The sequence below is a fragment of the Aquisediminimonas profunda genome (assembly GCF_019443285.1).
GTDB classification, from domain to species: domain Bacteria; phylum Pseudomonadota; class Alphaproteobacteria; order Sphingomonadales; family Sphingomonadaceae; genus Aquisediminimonas; species Aquisediminimonas profunda.
The window spans coordinates 2,360,537-2,382,101 of record NZ_CP080327.1 but is presented as its reverse complement, the minus strand read 5'-3'; the positions used below and the strand labels follow the sequence as shown (position 1 = coordinate 2,382,101).

The 21,565-nt window shown below is 55.4% G+C and carries 17 protein-coding genes; 5 read left to right on the top strand and 12 right to left on the bottom strand.

Features of this window, described 5'->3' with window-relative positions; all coding sequences use genetic code 11:
• Positions 1-29: 29 nt before the first annotated feature.
• The gene (gene folE / locus K0O24_RS11845) at positions 30-635 is read right to left on the bottom strand and encodes a GTP cyclohydrolase I FolE (RefSeq protein ID WP_219892946.1); all 606 of its coding nucleotides are present in this window, start codon (positions 633-635) and stop codon (positions 30-32) included.
• A gap of 270 nt (positions 636-905) precedes the next feature.
• On the opposite strand from folE, the gene K0O24_RS11840 reads away from it, so the two are divergent.
• Complete coding sequence (locus K0O24_RS11840) at positions 906-3,905, top strand: TonB-dependent receptor domain-containing protein (RefSeq protein WP_219892945.1); 3,000 nt, start codon at positions 906-908, stop codon at positions 3,903-3,905.
• Between the two features lie 59 nt (positions 3,906-3,964).
• Here K0O24_RS11840 and K0O24_RS11835 read toward each other — a convergent pair whose 3' ends face one another.
• Positions 3,965-5,191, bottom strand: a complete 1,227-nt coding sequence (locus K0O24_RS11835) for an NAD(P)/FAD-dependent oxidoreductase (RefSeq protein ID WP_219892944.1) — start codon at positions 5,189-5,191, stop codon at positions 3,965-3,967.
• Between the two features lie 293 nt (positions 5,192-5,484).
• On the opposite strand from K0O24_RS11835, the gene K0O24_RS11830 reads away from it, so the two are divergent.
• The 3 genes from K0O24_RS11830 (at position 5,485) to K0O24_RS11820 (ending at position 7,723) form a co-directional block, all read left to right on the top strand.
• Positions 5,485-6,000 carry a plasmid mobilization protein gene (locus tag K0O24_RS11830; protein WP_219892943.1) on the top strand — a complete coding sequence of 172 codons (516 nt, stop codon included), beginning with the start codon at positions 5,485-5,487 and terminating at the stop codon, positions 5,998-6,000.
• Positions 5,997-7,340, top strand: coding sequence for a relaxase/mobilization nuclease domain-containing protein (locus K0O24_RS11825; RefSeq protein ID WP_219892942.1), 1,344 nt, complete (start codon positions 5,997-5,999; stop codon positions 7,338-7,340). Before K0O24_RS11830 ends, K0O24_RS11825 begins: the two co-directional genes overlap by 4 nt.
• Positions 7,341-7,531: 191 nt before the next feature.
• Entirely contained in the window at positions 7,532-7,723 is a 192-nt protein-coding gene (locus K0O24_RS11820) for a hypothetical protein (RefSeq protein WP_219892941.1), read from the top strand.
• Positions 7,724-7,751: 28 nt separating this feature from the next.
• Here the strand turns inward: K0O24_RS11820 and K0O24_RS11815 are convergent, their stop codons facing one another.
• From K0O24_RS11815 to K0O24_RS11780, 8 genes are all read right to left on the bottom strand, one after another.
• Complete coding sequence (locus tag K0O24_RS11815) at positions 7,752-8,063, bottom strand: hypothetical protein (RefSeq protein WP_219892940.1); 312 nt, start codon at positions 8,061-8,063, stop codon at positions 7,752-7,754.
• Positions 8,064-8,327: 264 nt separating this feature from the next.
• On the bottom strand, positions 8,328-9,251 hold the full coding sequence (locus K0O24_RS11810; protein WP_219892939.1) for an ArdC family protein: 924 nt from the start codon (positions 9,249-9,251) through the stop codon (positions 8,328-8,330).
• A 367-nt stretch (positions 9,252-9,618) separates the two neighbouring features.
• Positions 9,619-11,688 carry an antiviral reverse transcriptase Drt3b gene (gene drt3b / locus K0O24_RS11805; protein WP_246610976.1) on the bottom strand — a complete coding sequence of 690 codons (2,070 nt, stop codon included), beginning with the start codon at positions 11,686-11,688 and terminating at the stop codon, positions 9,619-9,621.
• Positions 11,681-13,027: an antiviral reverse transcriptase Drt3a gene (gene drt3a / locus K0O24_RS11800; protein ID WP_219892938.1), complete on the bottom strand. Its 1,347-nt coding sequence runs from the start codon at positions 13,025-13,027 to the stop codon at positions 11,681-11,683. Before drt3a ends, drt3b begins: the two co-directional genes overlap by 8 nt.
• A 22-nt stretch (positions 13,028-13,049) precedes the next feature.
• Positions 13,050-14,273 (bottom strand): GIY-YIG nuclease family protein, encoded by a 1,224-nt coding sequence (locus K0O24_RS11795; RefSeq protein WP_219892937.1) that lies wholly within the window; start codon positions 14,271-14,273, stop codon positions 13,050-13,052.
• Positions 14,263-16,317 (bottom strand): DEAD/DEAH box helicase, encoded by a 2,055-nt coding sequence (locus K0O24_RS11790; protein WP_219892936.1) that lies wholly within the window; start codon positions 16,315-16,317, stop codon positions 14,263-14,265. The genes K0O24_RS11795 and K0O24_RS11790 overlap by 11 nt, the downstream gene beginning before the upstream one ends.
• On the bottom strand, positions 16,314-16,727 hold the full coding sequence (locus K0O24_RS11785; protein WP_219892935.1) for a hypothetical protein: 414 nt from the start codon (positions 16,725-16,727) through the stop codon (positions 16,314-16,316). The genes K0O24_RS11790 and K0O24_RS11785 overlap by 4 nt, the downstream gene beginning before the upstream one ends.
• 1 nt (position 16,728) lies before the next feature.
• Entirely contained in the window at positions 16,729-19,476 is a 2,748-nt protein-coding gene (locus K0O24_RS11780) for a class I SAM-dependent DNA methyltransferase (RefSeq protein WP_219892934.1), read from the bottom strand.
• Between the two features lie 34 nt (positions 19,477-19,510).
• Here K0O24_RS11780 and K0O24_RS11775 point away from each other — a divergent pair, with 34 nt between their 5' ends.
• A complete protein-coding gene (locus K0O24_RS11775; RefSeq protein ID WP_219892933.1) occupies positions 19,511-19,651 on the top strand; it encodes a hypothetical protein in 141 nt (46 codons plus the stop codon).
• A gap of 684 nt (positions 19,652-20,335) precedes the next feature.
• Here the strand turns inward: K0O24_RS11775 and K0O24_RS11770 are convergent.
• Together K0O24_RS11770 and K0O24_RS11765 are read right to left on the bottom strand one after the other, a co-directional pair.
• Entirely contained in the window at positions 20,336-20,554 is a 219-nt protein-coding gene (locus tag K0O24_RS11770) for a hypothetical protein (RefSeq protein ID WP_219892932.1), read from the bottom strand.
• Positions 20,555-20,795: 241 nt separating this feature from the next.
• Positions 20,796-21,491, bottom strand: coding sequence for a hypothetical protein (locus K0O24_RS11765; RefSeq protein ID WP_219892931.1), 696 nt, complete (start codon positions 21,489-21,491; stop codon positions 20,796-20,798).
• Positions 21,492-21,565: the final 74 nt, after the last annotated feature.

Sequence of the window (21,565 nt, the reverse complement as noted above, 5' to 3'; positions counted from 1 at the left end):
GAAATCCCTCGGCGCCCGATCTCATCAATTCAATAGCCCATCAGGCTGAGCACTTCCTTGCGGCTGCGATGATCGTCAAGGAAGCAGCCAAGCAGGCGCGACGTTGTCATTGCAACTCCAGGGGTGCGTACACCCCTGCCCGTCATGCACCCGTGTGTTGCCTCAATGACGACCGCAACCCCATGCGGGTGCAAATGCTCCCAGATGCACTGGGCGACTTCTGCCGTCAGTCTTTCCTGGACCTGTAGGCGCGAGGCAAAACCATGCAGGACGCGCGCCAACTTTGAAATGCCAACAACACGATCCTTAGGCATATAGGCTATCGACGCCTTGCCAACGATCGGCGCCATATGGTGCTCACAATGAGACTGAAACGGGATGTCCTTGAGGAGCACAAGCTCGTCATAGCCACCCACCTCTTCAAATGTGCGCGAAAGGTGAAGCGAGGGATCTTCGGCATAACCCCGGCAATATTCCTTCCAGGCGCGCGCAACCCGATTGGGCGTATCGCGGAGCCCCTCTCGTTCCGGGTCCTCCCCGGTCCAGCGAATGAGTGTCCTGATGGCCTCAGCAACATCCTGCGGGACAGGAAGCTTGTTGGCGGCTGAGTCTTGGGTTTGATCTGAGTTGCTCATGACAGTTCGATAACTTTTCGAGCAGGATTACGCCACAATATTTCCCGTAAGCCTGATGCAAATTGGCAACAATTGCGCCAGAAGCATAGGATGACGCTACGTCAGGCGCAAATTTTAAACAGTTTCAATCTGCGACCCACTGAAAGCGGCCAATTTTTCCAAAATTCTGGCATTGACGCGCGCGTAAACTACTCGCAAACAAGCGCCAACAGATGCAAAAAAGCATCGTCAGGCCGTAAAAATCGGTAAAATTCGGTGGGAGATGACAAAATGAAGAAGCTTGAACTGCTTGGCGCAACGGCAATGGCGTTGTTGGTGGCCAACCCTGCATATGCTCAAACTGCACCGCAGGCAGACGACACGACCGCCACAGAAGGGATTGGCGATATTGTTGTAACGGCACAGCGCCAATCGGAAAGCCTGCAGAGTGTTCCGATCGCGGTTTCCGCGTTCGATAACAAAGCACTCGAAGCTCAGCAGATCAAAAATGCAAGCGATCTCCAACTGACTCTGCCTAACGTCGTTTTCTCTAAGGGCCAATTCACAGGATCCAGCTTCACGATCCGCGGCATCGGCGATCTGTGCGTGGGCAACTCTTGCGATGCGGCGACCGCAATTCACGTCAATGGCTCGCCATTGGCCGCGACGCGCTTGTTCGAGACTGAATATTTCGACCTGGAACGTATTGAGGTTCTGCGTGGCCCACAGGGTACGTTGTTTGGCCGCAATGCGACGTCAGGCGTCGTCAACTTTATCACGGCGAAACCAGATATGTCAGGTTTTCATGCCGCGGGGGATGGCGAATATGGAAACTTCAACGCCTACAAGATAAAAGGAATGGTCAACCTTCCGATTGGCGAAACGCTGGGCGTACGGGTTGCCGGCTTCTATCAAAAGCGCGACGGCTATACGAAGAACCTGTTCGATGGCTCCCGTATTGACGGACGTGATCAATACGCGATTCGCGGATCTATCCGGTGGCAGCCCAGCGACACGACCACGATCGATCTTATGGGCTATTATTTCCACGAACGCGATGATCGCCTGCGCAGCATCAAGCAGCTTTGCCAACGCGACACAAATTTTGGCATCATGGGTTGCACACCCGGCGGTCTTGGTAATGAATATCCGAATGGCAATACCAACTTTTTCGGCGTGCTTTCATCCAGCCAATTCTTGTCCTTCAATGGCATCCCCGGCCCTCTACCGCTTGCCTTGGGCCTTACCAATCTTTACGGCCCCGATACGAACGCTGGGTCGGTATCTCCGGCCAGCAAGAGACAAGTTCGTACGGACTTTACGCCTGAATATTTTACGGATGAGCAGCAATATCAGGCTCGACTTGAGCAAGAACTGGGGTCGGTCAAGCTTCAGGTTACCGGTCTCTATCAAAAGACCAGAGTTGATTCGCGGCAAGATCCTCAGCTGGATGTAGCGAATCGCGCCACATATGCGACAGGCTTGAACACTCTGGCAGCTGCTGCTGCCGGCCTCATTCCGGGTCTGCCTGCCAGCTATTTTGCTCCTATCGCAGCCGCAATCATCCCGAATGGCCCGAATGGCCAGCTGTGCACATCCGATACCGAGACAACTGGAACCGGATCTTTTGGTGGACACAAGATCTGCGCCAATACTCCGCTCGGAATTGATCGTTCGAACAACCATGTTCGCACGTGGTCGGGTGAAGCCATCTTGACGAGCAACTTCGATGGGAAATTCAACTTCCTCGTCGGCGGCATTTATGTAGACAGCAAGGTGACCGAAGGCGATTACTATGTTCAGCATTTTGCGATCGATTATGTCGCAGGCTTGCTTGGCTCGTTTACTGCGCTGGGTGCCGGGCTTCCAGCCAGTTACCTCGGCACACCATTCTTCCGAAACAACGCCGTTGAGAACACGCTAAAATCATACGGTATCTTTGGCGAATCCTATTATGAGTTCAACGACAAGCTGAAGCTTACGGTCGGCCTTCGTTACAACCATGACAAGAAGGGTGGCATCGCTCGGTCGACCCTTGCCAACTTCCTTGTTCCTTATGGCTCAGCGTCTGCCTTCAGTTCACCATTCGCTGCCGGATATGATGCTGACCCGGCCCGTCCAGGGATTCAGGCATTCCAGGTTCGGAATGTGACTTTCAGTGAGGTTACTGGACGCGCCGTTCTCGATTACAAGTTCGATGACAATCATCTCCTCTATGCGTCCTATTCGCGCGGCTACAAGTCAGGCGGCATAAATCCGCCGGTTCAGCCGCAGTTTGCTGTGCCGGACAGCTTTACACCAGAATTTGTGGACTCGTTTGAAATTGGTTCAAAGAACACATTTCTTGATGGAACATTGCGGTTCAACCTTACTGGCTTCTACTACAAGTATAAGTCGCTTCAGTTGGCTCGCATCGTCAATCGGACTGCGGTCAACGATAACGTCGATGCCGATATTTACGGCCTGGAAGCAGAAGCAATCATAAAGCCAAGCCGTCAGGTGCTCGTGAACATGGGCTTCAGCTATTTGCACACGAAGGTGACCTCAGACAAGTTCCTGGGTAATCCTCGTGACCCGTCAGGCGGACGCTCCGATGCCGTCATAATCAAGGACATTACAAACGCTTCAAATTGTGCCGTGGGGTCAAATACCGGGAGCGTTGCAGGGATCAATGCGTTCGTGAACACAGTCAATCTTGGCGTGATCAATAATGTCACCACCGCAGCCTTTACGCCTCGAACAGCATTGAATCCGAATGTTGCACCGCTTCAGGGAACCTCGCCATTCGGTCCCAATAGTGGACTGACAGCAACGGGTGCCTACAGTATTTGTGGCGTCTTGCAATTGGCTGCAGCCGGGGGCATTCCAGGTGTCAATCCTGCAGCTTTCGGCGGTGTCACCTATTTTGCAACAGGCGTGCCGGTCAACCTCAAGGGCAACAAATTGCCGCAGGCACCGAATTTCAAATGGTCGGTCGGTGCGCAATACACGGCTGAGTTCAACAACGGCATGACGCTCGTCCCGCGTGTTGACTTGATCTATACCGGAGACAGCACAGGCAATATCTTCAACGGCCCGATCAACCGCATTAAGGGCTACTCGCAGGTGAATGCGCAGATCCAACTGAACGGCAACGATGACAGATGGTATCTGCGGGGCTTTATCCAGAACGTGGCAAACAGCAGTTCAACAACTGGCCTCTATGTTTCGGATCAGTCGCAAGGTGTCTTCACGAACATCTTCACACTGGAACCGCGCCGCTACGGCATCGCAGCTGGCTTCAAGTTCTAAGACCTGTATCCAGTCTTAAAATTGGGCCCCGGCATGGAAATGCCGGGGCCTTTTTGTTCTCAGGCGGCTGTGACCAATTCCTTCAATGGCCGTGACGTGTCGGCAAGGTCCGCCGCCGTTGCTTGCGTGCCCTGAACAACAAGGGCCTTGCCCTGCACATAATCCTTCACGGCATTGACACAGTCGAGCGCAATGACCCTGCCTTTCCGCAGATAGACCAAAGAGAAGCTTCGCGCAGACGGATCACCCCGCACAATGACGTCGTCATGGCCGGTCGACAGCCCGACAGTCTGCAGCTTAAGGTCATACTGGTTCGACCAGAACCAGGGCACGGCATGATAGGGCTGTGCATCGCCGCAGATTGCCTTGGCAGCCGTGTTGGCCATGTCATTTGCATTCTGGACGGATTCAAGCCGTATCGTCGCGCCCTCTGCGAAATCATTGGCATGTGCCGCACAATCCCCGATTGCAAAAATGTCTGGCAGGGACGTGCGGCAGTATTCGTCCACCAGGACTCCGTTACCCCCCTCTGCGCCCGCAGCAATCAGCGGCTCGACTGCAGGCACAATGCCTATGCCGACAATAACCAGATCTGCCGCTATGACGTCACCGCCCGCTAGGCGCACGCCCGTTGCGCGATGATCGCCTTCAATGGCCTCCACCTTCACGTCGAGCCGAACGTCGACGCCGTGCGCGCGATGCTCGGCCTCATAGAAGCGGGACAAGGGTTCGCCCGCGACGCGTGCAAGGACCCGCGGCAACGCTTCGAGCAATACGACCTTCTTTCCGAACTTGGACAGGACGGCAGCCGCTTCCAGCCCGATATAGCCCCCGCCAATCACGACGATCTGGTCTGCTGTTTCGGAGGCCGCCTTCATTGCATCGGCGTCTGCCCTTGTGCGGACTCCTTGCACGCCGGGCAAATTTCCTCCCGGGATCGGCAGCATCCGCGGGGCACCACCCGCAGCCCAGATGAGCTTGCCATAGCCAATCCTCTCGCCGGAAGACGTCGTTACGGCATGACCATCCGGGTCAATCGAAGCGACATGTGTGCCAAGCAGCATGGCAACGTCTCTCTCCTCCCAGAATTTTGCTGGGCGGATCAATATGCGCTCAAACGGCTTTTCGCCGGCAAAATACTCCTTTGAAAGTGGCGGGCGCTCATATGGGATTTCCGGTTCTTCGCCGATGATCGCAATCGACCCTTCGAATTTGAGCTGGCGTAACATTATCGCCGCCTGTGCGCCGCCATGTCCGGCCCCCACGATCACAATATCGAAGTTCATCTGCCCTGCCCCTTCCTAAGCCAGTCCTCCGTCGAGAGCCGCTACTGCCAACACAGGAACAGGTAAAGCCGCGATTGCGGACTCTCAGATTCACGAAAAGGAGAAAATGGCGCGCTCTGACTTAGAAAGTTCGAACGCGCTGTTCCAGATTCTGAGCAACTGGAACGATATCCTTCGCTCCACGAGCCTGAACGAAGATGCACCTGCCGCTCCCAAGCGGAAGGCGGGACAAAAAGGATAACCAAGGCCCATCCCGCGCTGGCGGGGTGGGCTTTTTGCTTTGTGGAAAGGCTATGGAGCCGAACGACCAAACACCTTCGCCCTTCTCGCTCCGCCTCTCGTTTGAGGAACGGGCGCAGCTTGAACGTGATGCGGCGGGTCTATCGCTGGGAGCGTATGTCCGCTCCCGCATTTTCGATTCCCGCAATCCAGCGCCGCGTCATCGCGGCAAGTTTCCGGTGAAGGATCAAAAGGCGCTGGCGAGTGTGCTCGCCATGCTCGGTCAATCGCGACTCGGGAATAATCTCAACCAGCTTGCCCGCGCTGCCAATCTTGGCACCTTGGAAGTGTCGCCTGACACGGAAGCGGCACTCAAGAGTGCCTGCCGCGACATCGCATCCATCCGCCATATGCTGATGGTCGCACTTGGCCTGATCGAAACCACGTCCGATGCGTCGGACGCCGGAACGCTGCATGGGCAGTTTCGATCATCATCGTCTGGATCAAAGGGCGGAAGCGAGAAGCCGACGCTTCCGCTCTATGGCCGCTACAGCGCGCCGCGTAACAAACCCATACCGCCCTCGCTATGATACTGAAAGCGTCACAGCGCGGCGGTGCAAAACAGCTTGGGCTGCATCTGCTCAAGATGACGGAGAATGAGCGTGTCGAGATTCACGAGGTGCGTGGATTCATCTCCGATGATTTGATGGATGCGATGCACGAAGCCTATGCGGTCAGCCGTGGCACGAAGTGCAAGCAGTTCCTCTTCTCCGTCTCGCTCAATCCACCTGAAACCGAAAATGTCCGCATAGAAGTGTTTGAGCAAGCGCTGGCAAAGATCGAAGAGCGCAACGGACTGACGGACCAACCGCGCATTATCGTATTCCATGAAAAGGAAGGTCGTCGCCACTGCCACGCGGTGTGGAGCCGGATCGATGCGGAAAGCATGACAGCGAAGCCGCTGCCGCATTTCAAGCTCAAGCTGCGCGATGTGTCGAAGGAACTTTATATCGAGAACGGCTGGAAGATGCCGCGCGGGTTCATCGACCAGAAGCAGCGTGATCCGCGCAACTTCACGCTCGATGAATGGCAGCAAGCCAAGCGCAACGGCCACAATGCAAAAGACATGAAGGCGCTGGTGCAGGAATGCTGGGCCGCGTCGGACTCACGCCGGGCATTCGCAAGCGCATTGCAGGAACGCGGCCTCTATCTCGCGCGCGGTGATCGGCGCGGCCATGTCGCCGTCACCTATGACGGCGAAGTGCATTCCATCGCTCGCATGATCGGCAAGCCTGCAAAAGACATCGACGGTCGCCTCGGCGATCCGGCTTCGCTGCCATCGGTCGAAGAGATGCGCGCGCAGATCGCGCAGGACATCGAGCCCAAGATCAAAACCTTCATCACGGAAGCCAAACAAGAATTTGCTGAGCGCATGAAGCCGGTCGAACATGAGCGGCTGCGCCTCAAGGCACTGCATGATGCGGAACGCGCCAAGCTCGATCAGGGGCAAGCTGAGCGCCTCAGAGCTGAAACTCAAGCACGTGCCGAACGTCTGCGCAAAGGCCTCGGCGGATTATGGGACAGGCTGACCGGTGAACATGCCAAGGTCAAAGCCCAGAACGAACTGGAAGCCTACTGGTCGCTGCAACGCGACCGAGAGCAGCGCAACGCGTTGGTGAGCGCCCAGATGCGCGAACGCCAAGCCCTCCAACAAAAGATAATCAAACTGCGGCAGGAGCAAGCGCAACGGCTGCGAGACCTACACCGTGATCTGCACCGCTATGGTGAACTGCGACGGATCAAGGATCGCGCGGGGCTATCTGGTGCCTTCGGCAAAACCGCGCATCCACGTCCGCAATCGACACAGGAACGCATCAAGGCGATGCGAGAGCGCAAACCGAAAGATCGTTCACGGGATTTCGAGCGCTAGCCAGTTTCACTGAATACGGATTTTCACGACAGCGCGGGTGACGCCCTGCCAGCGACGCGCGCGTCTCATTTCCTCCTGACCTCCGGCCTGCTTTTCCATCCGCCAACCACCGGACGCTTCCCTTGATGATTGTGCTGCCGGAGCCGGAAAGGCTCCGGTGGTCGGGGCCTTCAAAACATTTGGAGGTCAATATGAAACTCTACACTCGCTTCGAATTGGCAGCGCGCACAACCCGCGAACTGCATGTTCTCATCCGCATTCTGTTCAACGAACTGGCAAAAAGCGCGCCCGAAAGCGCCGAACGCCGGAATGCGCTGGCATCGCTTGAAAACGTCGAAGCCGAAATGGCTTGTCGCTTCTCGCGCGGGCTGCACGGCCCGTAGCCGTCGCACCAATCGCAAAGGCTTGCGCTCAAAAGAGCGCAAGCTGTTGTGAAATCTGATTGGTGCGACGCCATGCGGGCGAGTTCGCTGCATCTTGCAGCCACGCTTCAACGAAAGCCTCAGCGCTGCCATAGCGGTTCACGTGATGCGCCAGCGTGAAGTGCGAGCGGTATCCGGTTTCGGTGATTGGCAGCGGCGCGCGGGCGGGCTTGATGCTTTCGATTTCAAGATGGGCCATCTCGGTTCCGTCGTCGAATGCCAGATGGTCTGGGTTCCACCTGATCTCGATTTCGATGCCGTTCCAGCTCTTGTGCGTGATTGTGTAGTCGCTGCTGTCCATGTCTGCCTCCTCTGGCGTTTGGGTTCGTCCGGTGGACGGGGAGGCAATCGGCAGGGTGCAAAAGGGTAGCGTCACCCCAAGGCACGATGGGGGAAACGGCCAACACGGGAGCGATAGGGAATGGATCGGGCAAGCCGTTGACGATACCCTTACCCTGCCAACATTCCCGTCATCATCATTGGATGATCCCAAACGCGAGGCAGGAAATGAAAAGGGGCCGACAAGCGGCCCCTCGTTTGAACGGTATTGAAAGTGAGAGACGGTCTAAGCCGCCTCTCGATGCTCGGCTCCAGCGAGGCTCTTGAGATATTCGGACGCCTTGTTCGCAGCACTCGCCGCAGTGAAGATCGCCTTGCGGTCGCCTTTCAGGATGCGCAGCCAATGGCCGATATAGTCGGCATGATCGACACGTGGTTCTGCCGTGATGCCAAGATCGCCACACAGAAATGCAGCACCAAGCTCGGCAACCATCTCTTCCATCGCGTAGGCATCATCGCCGAAGCGTTCACCGAAGGTGCGTGCGCATCGGCTCTCTGCGCCTGACCAATGGGTCAGCTCATGCAGCAAGGTGGAATACCAGCTCTCGGTCACGGTGCTCGTCTTCGTGCCAACGAAGCGATGACGATCCGGCATCGTGATACTGTCGGTTGCGCGATTGTAGAATGCCCGATCACCGGCAACGGTGATCTTCGCATTCGTCGCTGCAACGAATGCCTCTGCGGTCACGCAAGGATCGATGCGATCAATGGCAGGTTCGATTGCGGGAAGTTCAAAGCCATCGACCTGCGCGACGTTGAACACGCGCGATGCACGGGCCACGAAGAAGCGGTTGTTGCGATCATCATCGCCGGATGATTGAGCGTCACGGTCGTTCGACTCAAGGTCACGGTAGAAGATGATGACGGAAGATTTCTCGCCCTTGCGGACTTGCGCGCCCTTCTCCTGCCACTGGCGATATGTGCCCCACAGGCCATGCGCGAAACCGCGTGCATCGGCTGCGGCCCAAAGTGCGACGGTGTTGACGCCCTGATAGGCTTTGCGACTCTCGATGTTGGTCGGACGTTGGATTGATCCGCCAGCGCGATGCCAGGGCATTTGCGGATGCTCGGCTCCGGCTTCGATTGCGGCAATGATCTGATCGGTGATGGCTCCGTAAACGTTGAAGCGTTCGTGTGATGAATTGGTCATGTCCTGATCTCCTTTCGCTGTATCCTGAGGACGCGAAGGAGAGAGGCTGGGGGAAAGTCGGACTGTCAGCCGTTAGGCGAAACGGGCAACACGGGAGCGTAGCGAATGGATCGGGCCGCCCGTTGACGGGACGACGACCACAGCCACATTCGCGGGATCATCTCAGGAATTGCGGAAGGAATAGGGCTGACATTACCTACATGGTGCATGACGAAAATGCTTGAGCGCATTCACTTGCGACTATGCTGGATGGGTGGGACGGCCCGCTCCTACCGTCCGATTACCCAGCCCCCAATTGATATAGGGGAAGAGAGGGCGCTTGTGTGTAGGCTGCCAACAGCCATTAGGGTAAAGCGGAGCGCCAAAATCAATATACCTCACGACTGCGCTTCGCGTCTAGTTCCTTTCCTAGATCGAACTTATCGCCCCACGCGGTAAACCAGTGGTCGTTGGCCGATTGGACCGAGGCTAGCCCCGCCGCGTCCAGTCCGAAAATCTGGCCGATGGCATCCTTTGTGGCGGTACTGATGTAAGGACAGACCACGAGATCGAGCAGCATGATCAGCGTCTCAGCGTCGTTCGGGCAATGGGCTTTCATGTGTTCCAGTTTGGCGATGATTTGCGCCTCGATAAAAGCTTTGAGCTTCGCATACCTGACCTTGTCCTTAATGTAGGACAGCAGGATTGTGATCGAAAAATGGTTCATGAAGCCGGTAGGGCGTATGTAGTCCCCTGTCCCATTCTCCTCGATCAGAAAGTGCCGGAGCAGAACAGAGACTGGCATCCAATATTCGCGGCCGATCTGCGATAGTGAGATCAGCAGATAGAGGCTTTCAACCTCACGATGGGCAGTCATCGTGTTCTTCTCGAGCTGTTGCATCACGTTGTCATGGACGTACTTAAACAGCAGGTGCTTCTGTTCATAGGGTAAGCCCTGAGCGTGGAGGAAGTCCACGGAGGTAGCGATCATCCGGCAGATACGGATCGTGTGATTTACCTTCGGGCTCGCCGAATAGGCGAAGAAGGCAAACTCCATAATCGCAAGCAGAGCATTGGAGAGACGCTTACGGTCGCGGTCTGACTTGTCGCTCGCAACATAGGCTTTGAACAGCTTTTCGACCCTGTTTTCGATTATCGCGAATGTGTAATTTAGCAGGTCGCCATAGGTGACGCCTGTCTCCTTGATGGCGGCTTTGTACCGAACGATCAGGCGGTTCGCGTTGATACCGCACGCGAGCTTTATTTTAGGCGGCTTGGCCGGATCGACCGGCGGCTCTTCCTCACAAACCGGATTGATCTCGTCGTTCAGCAGCATCGAGATACGCTCTTTGGCGACCGTAATCTCGGTGATGATCGGCTTTTGGTAGTGCTTGATTTTCGCCGTGTTGATGCTGAGCTTCTTGTCCTTGAGGATTTCCTGGAGCGTCTCAAAAATCTTTTTCTGGGTCGATTCATCGTTGTAGAAGACGAAGAAGTCGTCAACGTACCGGAAAATCTCGTAATCGACCTTGTGTTTTAGGCTGGCCACATCGGCCAACTGATTGAGCAGCTCGACATCGACCGATTGCAAAATAATCTCGGCAAAAATCCTTGAAAACTCGGGACCGATTACGATGCCATTGGTCTCTTTCTGATTCAGGCCTTGCATGAGGGCGTCGAAGCGACCGCCGAAAGTCGCCAGCGATTCTTTGAGGCTGAACTTCGTCTGCTCCTTGCCCAGCACCGCCCAGGGGAGCGAGTGAGTGTAGATGCTGTCGAAGCACTTGCTCACATCGATCTGCACCATTGCGTCGTATTTTTTCTCGCTGCGGTGGTACTTGTACGACTCAAAGAAGCGATGAATGTTTCGGTATTTCCGGTACACGAAATATGAGCCGAGCTGCTCGTACTCCCGGTCTTCCTCCTCCACACCCGCCACGGAATCCTGTCGCTCTTCGTGGAGCTTGTCCTTGAAATATGCATAACGAGACACCGAAACTGGGCGGCGTATCGAAAACTCGCTGACCGACGTGTGATAAATGATGAGTGCGCTGTGGGCGGCATAAAAGCTCGCGACCGCAACCTGATTGCGCGGATGCACAACGCTCAATGTGCGGCCATCGAGATTGTGCGCCACCCGGAAATTGAACGGGATGGTCGCCATCTCGCATTTATTGAAGGGAACCGACCTGCGCGTCTTCTCCTTTCCCCATTCTTTTACTGCTTCGGTCGAGATAACAACCGAGGGATCGATCCCGAATAGCAGGCGCATTGTGCAATCAAGGGTGTCAGTTTCGCATATCCATCGCAGCTGCCCTCTTTCGATCTCAACGCTATTGTCCCGCAAAAATCTGTAAAAGCCGCGATTTGAGAACGTCGGTGGCACCTCGAATGGCAACATATCCGTTAAAACGGACCGCTGTTTGCGGTGGGTGAGCGAGACGCGGCGCTTAGCCATGCTTCCATGCCCTCACGATCGTCTGCAACTCTCTCGTGCTGAAATTGTGATACCGGCGTTGCACGAAGCCAGTAGAGAATTTGAGCTTCTTCAACTGCTTTTGCAGGGTCGTCCGCTTCGTCGATTTGATGAGGACTTCCAGCTCCTTGTCGAGCATTTTGAAATCCGACAGATCGGTAGCGAGAGAGTTGTTGTAGTAGATGCCCGTAACCGCACGCGACTTACTATTGGCAAGCCGGGTGTTGCCGGTCAAAAATTTGATCCGCCCGACCAGTTTGCGAAAGGCCCTCTTTGGGTTCACCGGGCGCTCGCGCCAGTAATCCTCAAACGAGGCATTCATTCGCGCGCGATATTTTTCAACCTTTGCAGCGCTCGGAGAAACCTCGAACTTATCGTTTGTGCAGGTAAAGCGGTAACCTAAATACTCGAACTGTTGGGAAGCTGTGTCCGGGAGCTTGAACTCGGAGGTCTTTGCGGCGTTGTGAGTCAGCGCATTATCGACGAAAATAGCGATGATAGCATCTTTGTATGAACCAAGGTTCTTGCCTGCGGGCGGTCGTGCGAACACGGCCACGATGTCATCGACAAATCGGCAATAGAGGACGAGGCCGGGAATTGCCCTTATCGCGACATCGACGGGTCGCAGATAAAGCTCGGCCAAATAGGCGCTGATACCTACTCCACGGGGGATGCCGGTTACGGTGCCGGAGATCGTGCCGTAAGAATCCAGCACTTGCTTGATATATTTTTTCGACGCGGGGCTTAGGAGCTGGTCCTTGTCCAATTTCTCTAACAGCAGCTTGCGGTCGATGCTCTCATAGAACGACGAAATGTCAGTGCGAACCAACTCGAAAGGAAAGCTGCTGCCGAGCATATCCCGAAGCTGACACACCAAGTCGTGTCGATTCGCCTGTTTGACGCCATAAATGCGATGAATGTTTCTTTGGAGCTGCTTTATGACGAAAAACGTCTCTGGTTCCGCATCGATACAAAAAACAGGTTTCCCTTTCGGCCCGTTCTTCTGCGAAAGGTTGATCTTGAAGCTCGGCTTTAGAACTTTCTCGCTGATATCGTCCATGATCTCATCGACAGCAGCGGACTTGGCAGACTTCAACGCAGCGAGTTCAGTCTTTAGTTCCAACAGCTTCGTCTCGAATTCATCGGACGCCATAGTAGCCGCATTCGCGCGGTGCTCACGGATGTCTTTCACCTTATCGCGAACCGCGAGAGTATGTGGTTCTAGAGATGGGAAGTAACGGCCCGCCAAATCGAGCCCTTTACGATTCTCCATGTCGTAAATTCTGCGGAAGTTATCGGATGTGAACATCTGATCGAGCATGATATTTAACTGCCGATCCTGATCATTTCGCCCGCACCAGTCGTGCCAACTTTGGATCGTAGATTAAGTCGGTGATGGTTCCTTCTTTGATATGTTCTACAACGTCATCGATCACAAAGCGGGGAACGAGAAACCACTCGCGCGGAGCGACTGGGTTCCCAAAACGATCCTTGATTTCGATGTCAAGCCGTGCGGGATCGAATATGCGGTGAATCAGGTTTTCGAGTTTCGTCCGGTTGATATTGTAGAGTGTGTAGGTCGCAACGATCTCGACATCTGCCAGCAGGAACGTTGCGTCGATTTTTGCATTTGCTATCCGGCGCTGCACATCGCCGCCAGTCACGCCAATTTTATGAAGCACGTCGCGGTTGGCAGCGACAAGCGGATGGTCGGATTTGCTTCTCAACACATAGATCGTGCCGCTAGCAGAGTCGTCTTCGGCTATCTCACTGCTAAATGGTGCTGCTTCCTCTCGCACGAATAGCGGGCCAGCCTCCGGCTCGGTAATCCGCCGTCCAGCTTCATCCTTATACAAGGCGCGTTGGAGCGACCGCCGAAGCAGGTTGCTCTCGGTGCCGTTGGAATACACGACACGCAAACGAGCATCATATTCTCCGTTCGGAGCGGCGAATGTTTCGCCAACCTCCGCGACATAAGCGACTTGCCCCCCAAGAATGAAGAACTGACCGAGGGTGATGTCGGCTTTTAGGAACCCAGCATCCTTCACGATTGGACGTGTGACCCGAACGCCGGATTTAAGGTCGGCCTGAAGCTGCTCGAAGAGCGGTTTAAATCTTTCAAAGTCTTCGCACTTTTCGCGGTTCGCGATCTCCTCGGCCGCGCGCTTTTCCTCAGCCGTGCGAACGTGGCGAAGATCGGTGATTTCCGATGTGCCTATCGCGCCTTCAAGCTCTGCAAGAAGCGCGTCGGTGTCCAAGTCGTCTTCGGGAGCGGTTGCCGTTTGGCCTCCAACTGCCAGCAATCCTTGATGGTCCAACGGTTCGAGCAATGCGCGGCAATCGTCCAGTGCGCGCAACCTGTCCAGGCGCGTGGCATATATGCGCTCGAAGATGTCGCGGCTCTCACCATGGCGCGGGGCGTGGCCGTGCTTCTCGACAAATCGCTGGATCTCCTCAAATCCAGCGATGACGCGCTCCTCGCGCGGCCCACGCCCGGTCTTCTTGTCAGGTGGCGCGAAATCCGCAAGCTGTTCGGCAAGGGCATCAAGATCAAGGTCAGCCGTCATAGCGGCCCTCCTTCTTGAAACGCATGAAGGCGGCGGCGCCCTCAGCGAGTCGCCGTTCCCAAGCGTCGGATGATGTGATCGATGGCGGACGTTCACGCTCTTTGATGAAGCGCGCGGCGCGCACGGCAAGTTCCTTCGCTTCATCGGGCGACAAGCTGGTGCGCTTGTTGGCGATGGCAGCCGCAACCTGCTTCAAGCTCTCCTCGCTCATGGTCTTGGCGAGAATGGCATAGGCTTCCTGAAACGGATTGATGCGGTCAATCAGGTCGATGTCAAGTTCGCGAACGTCCATCGCGAATTTGCGGACGCCATCGATCAGCGCGGTGTTGGCGCTCGGCTCGTCATCTTTCTGGTCGCTGCCCAGCGCAATGCGCGCCGCCTGCTGTGTGAGATTGAGGGCTGCGATGGCGTGCTGACGCACTGCCTCCTGATCCTCTTCGTCCAATTCGGGATACTTGTCCTTGATGATCTTACCGAGCCGAAGCTGTGTCAGCTCTTCTGGCACCATCTCCTCGTCGAAGAGTCCGCGTTCGATGGACGGCTTGTCCTGAACGAAGGTTGCGATCACCTCGTTCAAATCCTCTTTGCAGATGCGGACGGCTTCCTTGCTCTTTGGCTCGGTCAGACCCTTGATCTCGATCTGGAACTGTCCGGTTTGCTCGTTGAAGCCAACGTTGCACTTGTCCGGCTGATAACCTTCATCGCCGTAGTCGAAGCCAGGTTGCGGGCCGCTCTGCGGATTCTTCGGGGTGAAATTGAAGCGCGGTGCGAGCACCTGCTCCATCAGCAGGCTCGCTGCGATTGCCTTCAACGTGTCGTTCACCGCCTCGGTAACAAGGGACTCCGCCGCATCTGGCTCAGCAATCAAGTTGGTGAACCGCGCGCGAGTCTTGCCCGGCGCGTCACGTGTGGCGCGGCCAATGATCTGCACGATCTCGGTCAGGCTGGCACGGTAGCCGACGGTCAGTGCGTGCTCGCACCAAATCCAATCAAAGCCCTCCTTCGCCATGCCCAGCGCGATGATGATGTCCACGTGTTCGCGATTATTCTTTTGGGCTGGGTCTTTCAGGGCAGCGGACACGCGGTCGCGCTTTGAAGGATCGTCGTCAACAAGGTCAGCGATGCGGAGCTTTTTACCGTCGGCCATCTTGACGATCTGGAAGCCGGTGACGGGATCGGCACCTTCCCACTCGCCCAGCTCCGAGAGGATGTGCTCGACCTCTTTGATCTTGTCCTTCGTGCTCTCGCGCGAATTGACATTCGGAATGTGGATGATGGTTTTCTCGGACGGGTTCAAAACTTCGAGAATGTCGTCTGTGTAGGAGCCGGAATAGAAGAAATAGCCGATGTAGAGCTGCTTGAGATACTCGTAGCCGTTGAGCTGCTCGTAGTAGGTGTAGGTGACGGTATCGAATTTTGCCTCGTCGGTCGGTGAGAGCACGGCTTCAGCATCGCCACGGAAATAACTGCCCGTCATCGCGACAATGTGCACCTTATCGCGCGCAATGAAGTCGCCCAGGTGCTTGCCGAGCACGTTGTCAGGGTTGGCGGAGACATGGTGGAATTCGTCCACCGCGATCAAGCGGCCATCGAACGCCTCGATGCCAAAGCGCTCCACCGCGAAACGAAACGTCGCGTGTGTGCAGACGAGCACCTGATCGTCACTGCCGAGAAAACTGCCGACGCTGTTGACCTTGCCGCCGTCCTCACCGGGAGCGTTGCAGAGATTCCACTTGGGCGTCACGGTCCAGTCCGCCCAGAATCCGTATTTGCTCAGCGGTTCATCAGCGAAGCTGGAGCCAATGGATTTTTCTGGAACGACGATGACCGCCTGCTTCAATCCCTGATTGGCGAGCTTGTCGAGCGCGATGAACATGAGCGCGCGGCTTTTTCCCGATGCCGGCGGCGACTTAATGAGGAGGTATGGTTCGCCACGCTTCTCGAATGCCCGCTCCTGCATCGCGCGCATTCCAAGCGCATTGGCCTTAGTCGAGCCGCCGTTGCGGGCGTATGTGACTGAAACTGACGGAACGGACTTGGTCATTGGGAAATCCTATAATCGGCTAGATAGTTGATCGCCCAAGCGGGAGGGAGTGGCCAACTTCGAAATCCCTTTTCGTGCCATGTAACACTGTCAGCGCCAATCAAGCCGTTTCCTTCTAGGTATTGAACAAACTTATCATGATCATAGAGATAGAGTTCATCGCCATACAAAAATGCGATGTGAATGCCTTTGCCCACATATTTCCGGTCAATGACCAATCGGCCCTTGAGCTGCACCTTGAGAAAGGTTTCGCCGTCGATGTGGACCGCGATGAAATCAGCGCCCTGCCAGTCGTCGGTCAACCGAATGCTGTTGAACCCGTAGTCAGCAAGCCGCGCGGCGACCTTCTGGAAATTGTAGTTTTCCTTCTGGCGCGAGTTCAGGGTGACGTATGGGACACGGGCGAACATATCAGCGCGCCCTCTTTGCCGTCATCTTGGTGTACAGTTCGAAGAGCTTTTCAAGCCTTTCAGTGTCGTTCCTGAACCGGCGACCGATGTAAATACGTTCCAGAATCTCATCATTGCGGCCATGCGCTTCGCGAAGGTCGTCAGGCATGTTTTCAGGATCATACAGATCGGCGATGGTCGCTGGGAAATGTGCCTCTCGTGCCAAGAGAATATCTTCGGCGGCACGGGTTAGGTCATTCTTATTTTTTTCGGTCAATGGCGGGATCGGAAACGGGTTCCATCCCATCGTGCTACCATAGGAAAAATCAGTCCGCAGCCTTACGCACACTGCACTAATCCATGTCCTATGCAACCTAGAAGCAAGTATGGACAAATTCCACAGAGGTCCATCGTAAATTGCATAGTTCTTATCGCCAATTATGGCGTCATCTCCAGCAAGTCCGACGGGGAGATATTGGCGAGCTTCAGAGCTAACACGCGGAATTACGATAGCCATTGATTTTGGCGCGTTCATCTCCCTCATTTGATGTGAACGGGAAGCCATAGCCACTGTCCCCGCGTCGGAAGAAGCCAAACGCATTTTTCTGACCCCCTCGATACGAGATACAATCGAGGGTATTCTCAGGGCTTCTTGCAAACCAGAATCCGTGATCCACAGACAGTATCGCTCTATGCCTCGGATGAATTCAGCCGAACCATAAAATCGTCTAATAAACCGTTTCTTCTGAGAAGCGCTTAATCCAAGGCTTTCGAGATCAGCAGGTGACAATAGAAGGTTCCCGCCGTCGTACGGCACATTGCCTAAGGTCATTGGAGAAAGATCTGAAAAAGGCTTTGCAAGCTTTGAAATCTCAATATTCTTACCTGGAATAAGGTATGCATTGATGTTATCGCATTCTATTACTGAAAATCCACCATCCTCTCTTTCCATGTAGATTTTTCTTTGTCCTGCAGAACTTGAGGAAAGTCCAACAACAGAAACCGTAACCCCAGCATTGTTACTAGCCAAATTAGACCATTTGAAACTAGGGTAAGCAAATTTTATTATCATACCGCTACTAAAAACTAGAGGCCAAAATATAGAAACTTGCTGACCCTGGCAAATACTGTTGGTCGTAACAAAGGCGCATTCAGTCTCAGTTGATTTAGCGAAGTCACACGACTTTATGAACCAACCAGAAACGTAATCGAGCGACTTCCATTGGCTACAACGACTCTCTAGCAGGAGCCGCAAATCCTCCTTTTGCGCAGGACTCTGCTTCTTGTCGCCAACATATGGGGGATTGCCGCAAATATACGTCTCGCCACCTTCATTCTCGAAATCTATCTGCGCTTGATCGAGCGGCGTCTCAAACAGGTCATCACCAACGAGCTTCACGCCCGTTCCAGTCGGTGGGCAGATGCTCAACCAATCGAGGCGTAGTGCATTACCACAGGTGATCCAGTTTTCAGCATTGAGTGGCAAGAACTCTGCGAGAGCGAGTTTTTGCCCGCGATAGAGCGTGTCGCATTGAAACTCGGCAATGATGAGTGCGAGTCGAGCCACCTCAGCCGGAAAATCGCGCAGCTCGATCCCGCGAAAATTCGTGAGAGGGATATCGGAAGCACGACCCTCCTCACCGCGTCGTCGGTTGATCTCCGCCTCGATTTCCCGCATTTCTTTGTAGGCTATGACAAGGAAGTTTCCGCTGCCGCAGGCAGGATCGAACACACGGATGCGCGCCATGCGATTGCGGAGATTGAGGAGCTTACGGCTATTGTCGCCAGCCTCTTCCAATTGCTCACGCAGGCTGTTGAGAAAGAGCGGGTCGAGAACCTTCAGGATGTTTGGGCGACTAGTATAATGCATCCCTAGGGCGCCGCGTTCCTCATCGTCGGCTACGGCTTGAATCATCGACCCAAAAATGTCGGGATTGATCTGCGTCCATTTCAGGCTGCCGATGTGAAGGAGATATGACCGGGCGATGCGGCTGAAACGTGGAACCTCAAGGCTTCCCGAGAACAGTCCACCGTTCACATAGGGAAACACGTTCGCCCAGGTGCGGATGCCTGATGCCTGCCGGTCCTTTATAGGCGTGTTCATCGCGCGGAAGATTTCTGCGATCACCTCATGGGTGTTAGACGCGTCCTTCTCGCTCATCTGATCGACCGTCGCGGTGAACAGGCCGGTGCCGTTGAAGATGTCTGTGTCTTCCGCGAAGAAGCAAAAGATCAGCCGCGCCATGAAGTGGTTCATGTCTGGGCGACGGTCGGCCTTGCTCCACTCGGGATTGTCTTTCAGCAACTCGACATAGAGGCGATTGAGGCGGCTCGTGGCTCTAATGTCGAACGCGCTGTCGCGCACCTGTTTGACAGTGCTAATGCCCGCCAACGGGAGAAAGAAGCCGAAATGCTCGGGGAACTCGGCGAAGGTGCAGGCCACCGTTTCGCCGGACTCGATGTCCTCGGCTTCGAACATATCGCCGTCGGTTGCGAGCACGAATTGCGCTTTCGCCTTGGCGGTCGCGGGGCTGGCTTTGAGCGCGGCAAGCGTCGCGGTCACATTGCCCTTCTCGGCAACCGCGATGTGGATGTTGCTGCGTTGAAGGACGCCGCCAAGGTCGGAGCTGTTGCTGTGGCCGTCGCGCAGACGTTTGATCGTCGCCGGTTTATTGCCGAACGCCTCTAGGAATTGAAACGGGAACTCCGCTCGGTCGAACGGACGCTCGGCTAATTCCGTTACTGCCTCTTCGATCTCAACGGCGTTCATTTTGCGCGACGGCCCCCTTCCGCCCTCATTTTGGTTGATCGGTGTCCGCGACGAACGCCCGCATGAATTCACGGAGCACCTGCGCGGCGGGTCGATCCTGGCTTCGACAAGCAGCGAGGAACTTCTCGCGAAGTTCACGCTCAACGCGGATTCGAAAGCCGGAATCCTTCCCTGACATGAAGGGGAGTGTAGCCAATGGATACACACAACTCCATGGGCAAATTGGCTGCCTGCGAGATATCTCGCAAAGCCAATTGCGAGTCTGGGTTGCAAGGGGCAGGCACGCCCCTGCTCATGGGGTCAAGGGGAGCACGAAGGCTCACCCTTGTCGTGGTTCAGGGCGCGAAAGCTCTGACGGCATCCAATCGGCGGACGGTTGGTCGAGGGCATCCAAAGGGGCGCGAATGCCCCTTGGTCATGGGGGTGTCGGGGGAGCTTGAAGGCTCCCCTGATCTGGTGATGCAACGGCCAAACGGTGCACTGGCACTGACCGACCCTGACCACTTGGGAACGGGTCTCGGGAAGTGCCAGCGGCTGGGGATGCAACGGGGGCGCAGCGCCCCTTGCCAAGATGGTGTTGTATTACAACACACATCTTGCGGTGATCCTTATCCCGTCTTTCTTCCTGCCCCTGCTTGCTGCTCACTTGGGCTTGCTGGGCCTTCGTTCGCAGCTGCGCTTTTCGGGGCGGGTCGAACCAAGGGACAAGGTTTGCAGGAGAGAATGGAGGAAGCCAAGGCTTCCGCGTTGTTTGTTTTTGTTGGTCTTTGGTCGTCGTGGCGGCATCGCCTTAACGATGAATACAGCGGAAGCGACGCCGTTTCCAGCGTCGCCTTGCTGCGGACGGTGATGCATTGGTTCAAAGCATCGAAGGACTGTTTGCATCCTGCGGCTTGATCGCGCGCATGACGATCCGGCCTTGGAGCGGAATTGCTTCGCACGAGATGTTGAAGCCCTTGCCGTCCTTGTTTGCCCAGGCTGAACCGATGGGCGTCCAGACGGTTTTCTCGCCCTCGCCGATCACGCGATAGAGGCGATGTGTCGGCTTGCGGCCTGCGCTGGAAGTTTGCTCGTTCATGATCTTTCTCCTTGTGCTGAACCGCAGACCATTCTGCGGCGCGATGGGGAGAGGATTAAAACGGGCTATCGAGCTGGCCGGTCACACGCCGCGCGGCTTGGCGCGCGCCACATGGAGCGGAGCTGCACAAGCCCAACGGGCGCGGAAGCGAGCTGCGTTGAACGGCCTGCGTGCCTGTTTCACGCACCCCCATTTTGGAGCCGCTAAAATCCCGTGCGGTCTTGAGGAGATAGAAGAGCAACTACCAAGTGACCGAGCCAAGGTCGAACTCGGCTTTAGTAAGAGGGTGTCGGATGAGGTCGTTGCAGAAGGCGACGACTAGGTTTGCATGGGTAAGAAACGGCGCGTCCTGTGGCATCTGTTCTTGCAGAAATGGATTGGGGACATTGTATGTGACCGAAAGCGCAGTTTGCATCACGCTGTAGTGAACGATGATCTCGCGAAGCAGCTCAGCCTTGTCGCGCTCGTGATCGTCCCTCCAATCATAGCTCTTAAATGCTTCTCGTAAGGCGTCGAGTTGTGCCACCTCTTGATTGGGGTCTGGTCCATTCATTTTGCGACGCGCTCGATCAAACAACGGACAGGTTCGACAAACTCGCTTGGATCGGTAGCCTGATGCGAAGTTCGATTGGCATTTTCTGTTGAAGTAGCACCCCGCCAGATCGGTGCACATTGCGGTTTCAAATTCTTTGAACTTGATCCTCCACCGCTCGTCACCGAGAGACGCTTCCATCGCCTGATGAAATGGATTCCAAGGCCAGAAAACGGGGCGCAATAGGCGGCGGCGAAACACGGAAAAGTAGCGGCGCACGGTCTTGTGGGACAGGCCTGTGTGCGTAGCCGCAGCCTCCACAAGAGGCGATTTGAAAAAGAATCCAATCAACGCCCAAAGCTGCTCGGCTGACACCTTGTGCTTCGTTGAAAGCGCAGCACTCACTCCTGATGGGGCTATCAAATGGTCGTATCTAGGCTTCATGACAGTCCCAATCCTGCTTATTGCTTCCAAACATA

Coding starts and splice junctions, on each gene's coding strand:
- K0O24_RS11825 (WP_219892942.1), top strand. CDS start 5,997: ATGATACTGAAAGCGTCACAGCGCGGCGGTGCAAAACAGCTTGGGCTG.
- K0O24_RS11780 (WP_219892934.1), bottom strand. CDS start 19,476: ATGAACGCCGTTGAGATCGAAGAGGCAGTAACGGAATTAGCCGAGCGT.
- drt3a (WP_219892938.1), bottom strand. CDS start 13,027: ATGCTCGATCAGATGTTCACATCCGATAACTTCCGCAGAATTTACGAC.
- folE (WP_219892946.1), bottom strand. CDS start 635: ATGAGCAACTCAGATCAAACCCAAGACTCAGCCGCCAACAAGCTTCCT.
- K0O24_RS11835 (WP_219892944.1), bottom strand. CDS start 5,191: ATGAACTTCGATATTGTGATCGTGGGGGCCGGACATGGCGGCGCACAG.
- K0O24_RS11820 (WP_219892941.1), top strand. CDS start 7,532: ATGAAACTCTACACTCGCTTCGAATTGGCAGCGCGCACAACCCGCGAA.
- K0O24_RS11815 (WP_219892940.1), bottom strand. CDS start 8,063: ATGGACAGCAGCGACTACACAATCACGCACAAGAGCTGGAACGGCATC.
- K0O24_RS11785 (WP_219892935.1), bottom strand. CDS start 16,727: ATGTTCGCCCGTGTCCCATACGTCACCCTGAACTCGCGCCAGAAGGAA.
- K0O24_RS11840 (WP_219892945.1), top strand. CDS start 906: ATGAAGAAGCTTGAACTGCTTGGCGCAACGGCAATGGCGTTGTTGGTG.
- drt3b (WP_246610976.1), bottom strand. CDS start 11,688: ATGGCTAAGCGCCGCGTCTCGCTCACCCACCGCAAACAGCGGTCCGTT.
- K0O24_RS11790 (WP_219892936.1), bottom strand. CDS start 16,317: ATGACCAAGTCCGTTCCGTCAGTTTCAGTCACATACGCCCGCAACGGC.
- K0O24_RS11810 (WP_219892939.1), bottom strand. CDS start 9,251: ATGACCAATTCATCACACGAACGCTTCAACGTTTACGGAGCCATCACC.
- K0O24_RS11795 (WP_219892937.1), bottom strand. CDS start 14,273: ATGACGGCTGACCTTGATCTTGATGCCCTTGCCGAACAGCTTGCGGAT.
- K0O24_RS11770 (WP_219892932.1), bottom strand. CDS start 20,554: ATGAACGAGCAAACTTCCAGCGCAGGCCGCAAGCCGACACATCGCCTC.
- K0O24_RS11830 (WP_219892943.1), top strand. CDS start 5,485: ATGGAGCCGAACGACCAAACACCTTCGCCCTTCTCGCTCCGCCTCTCG.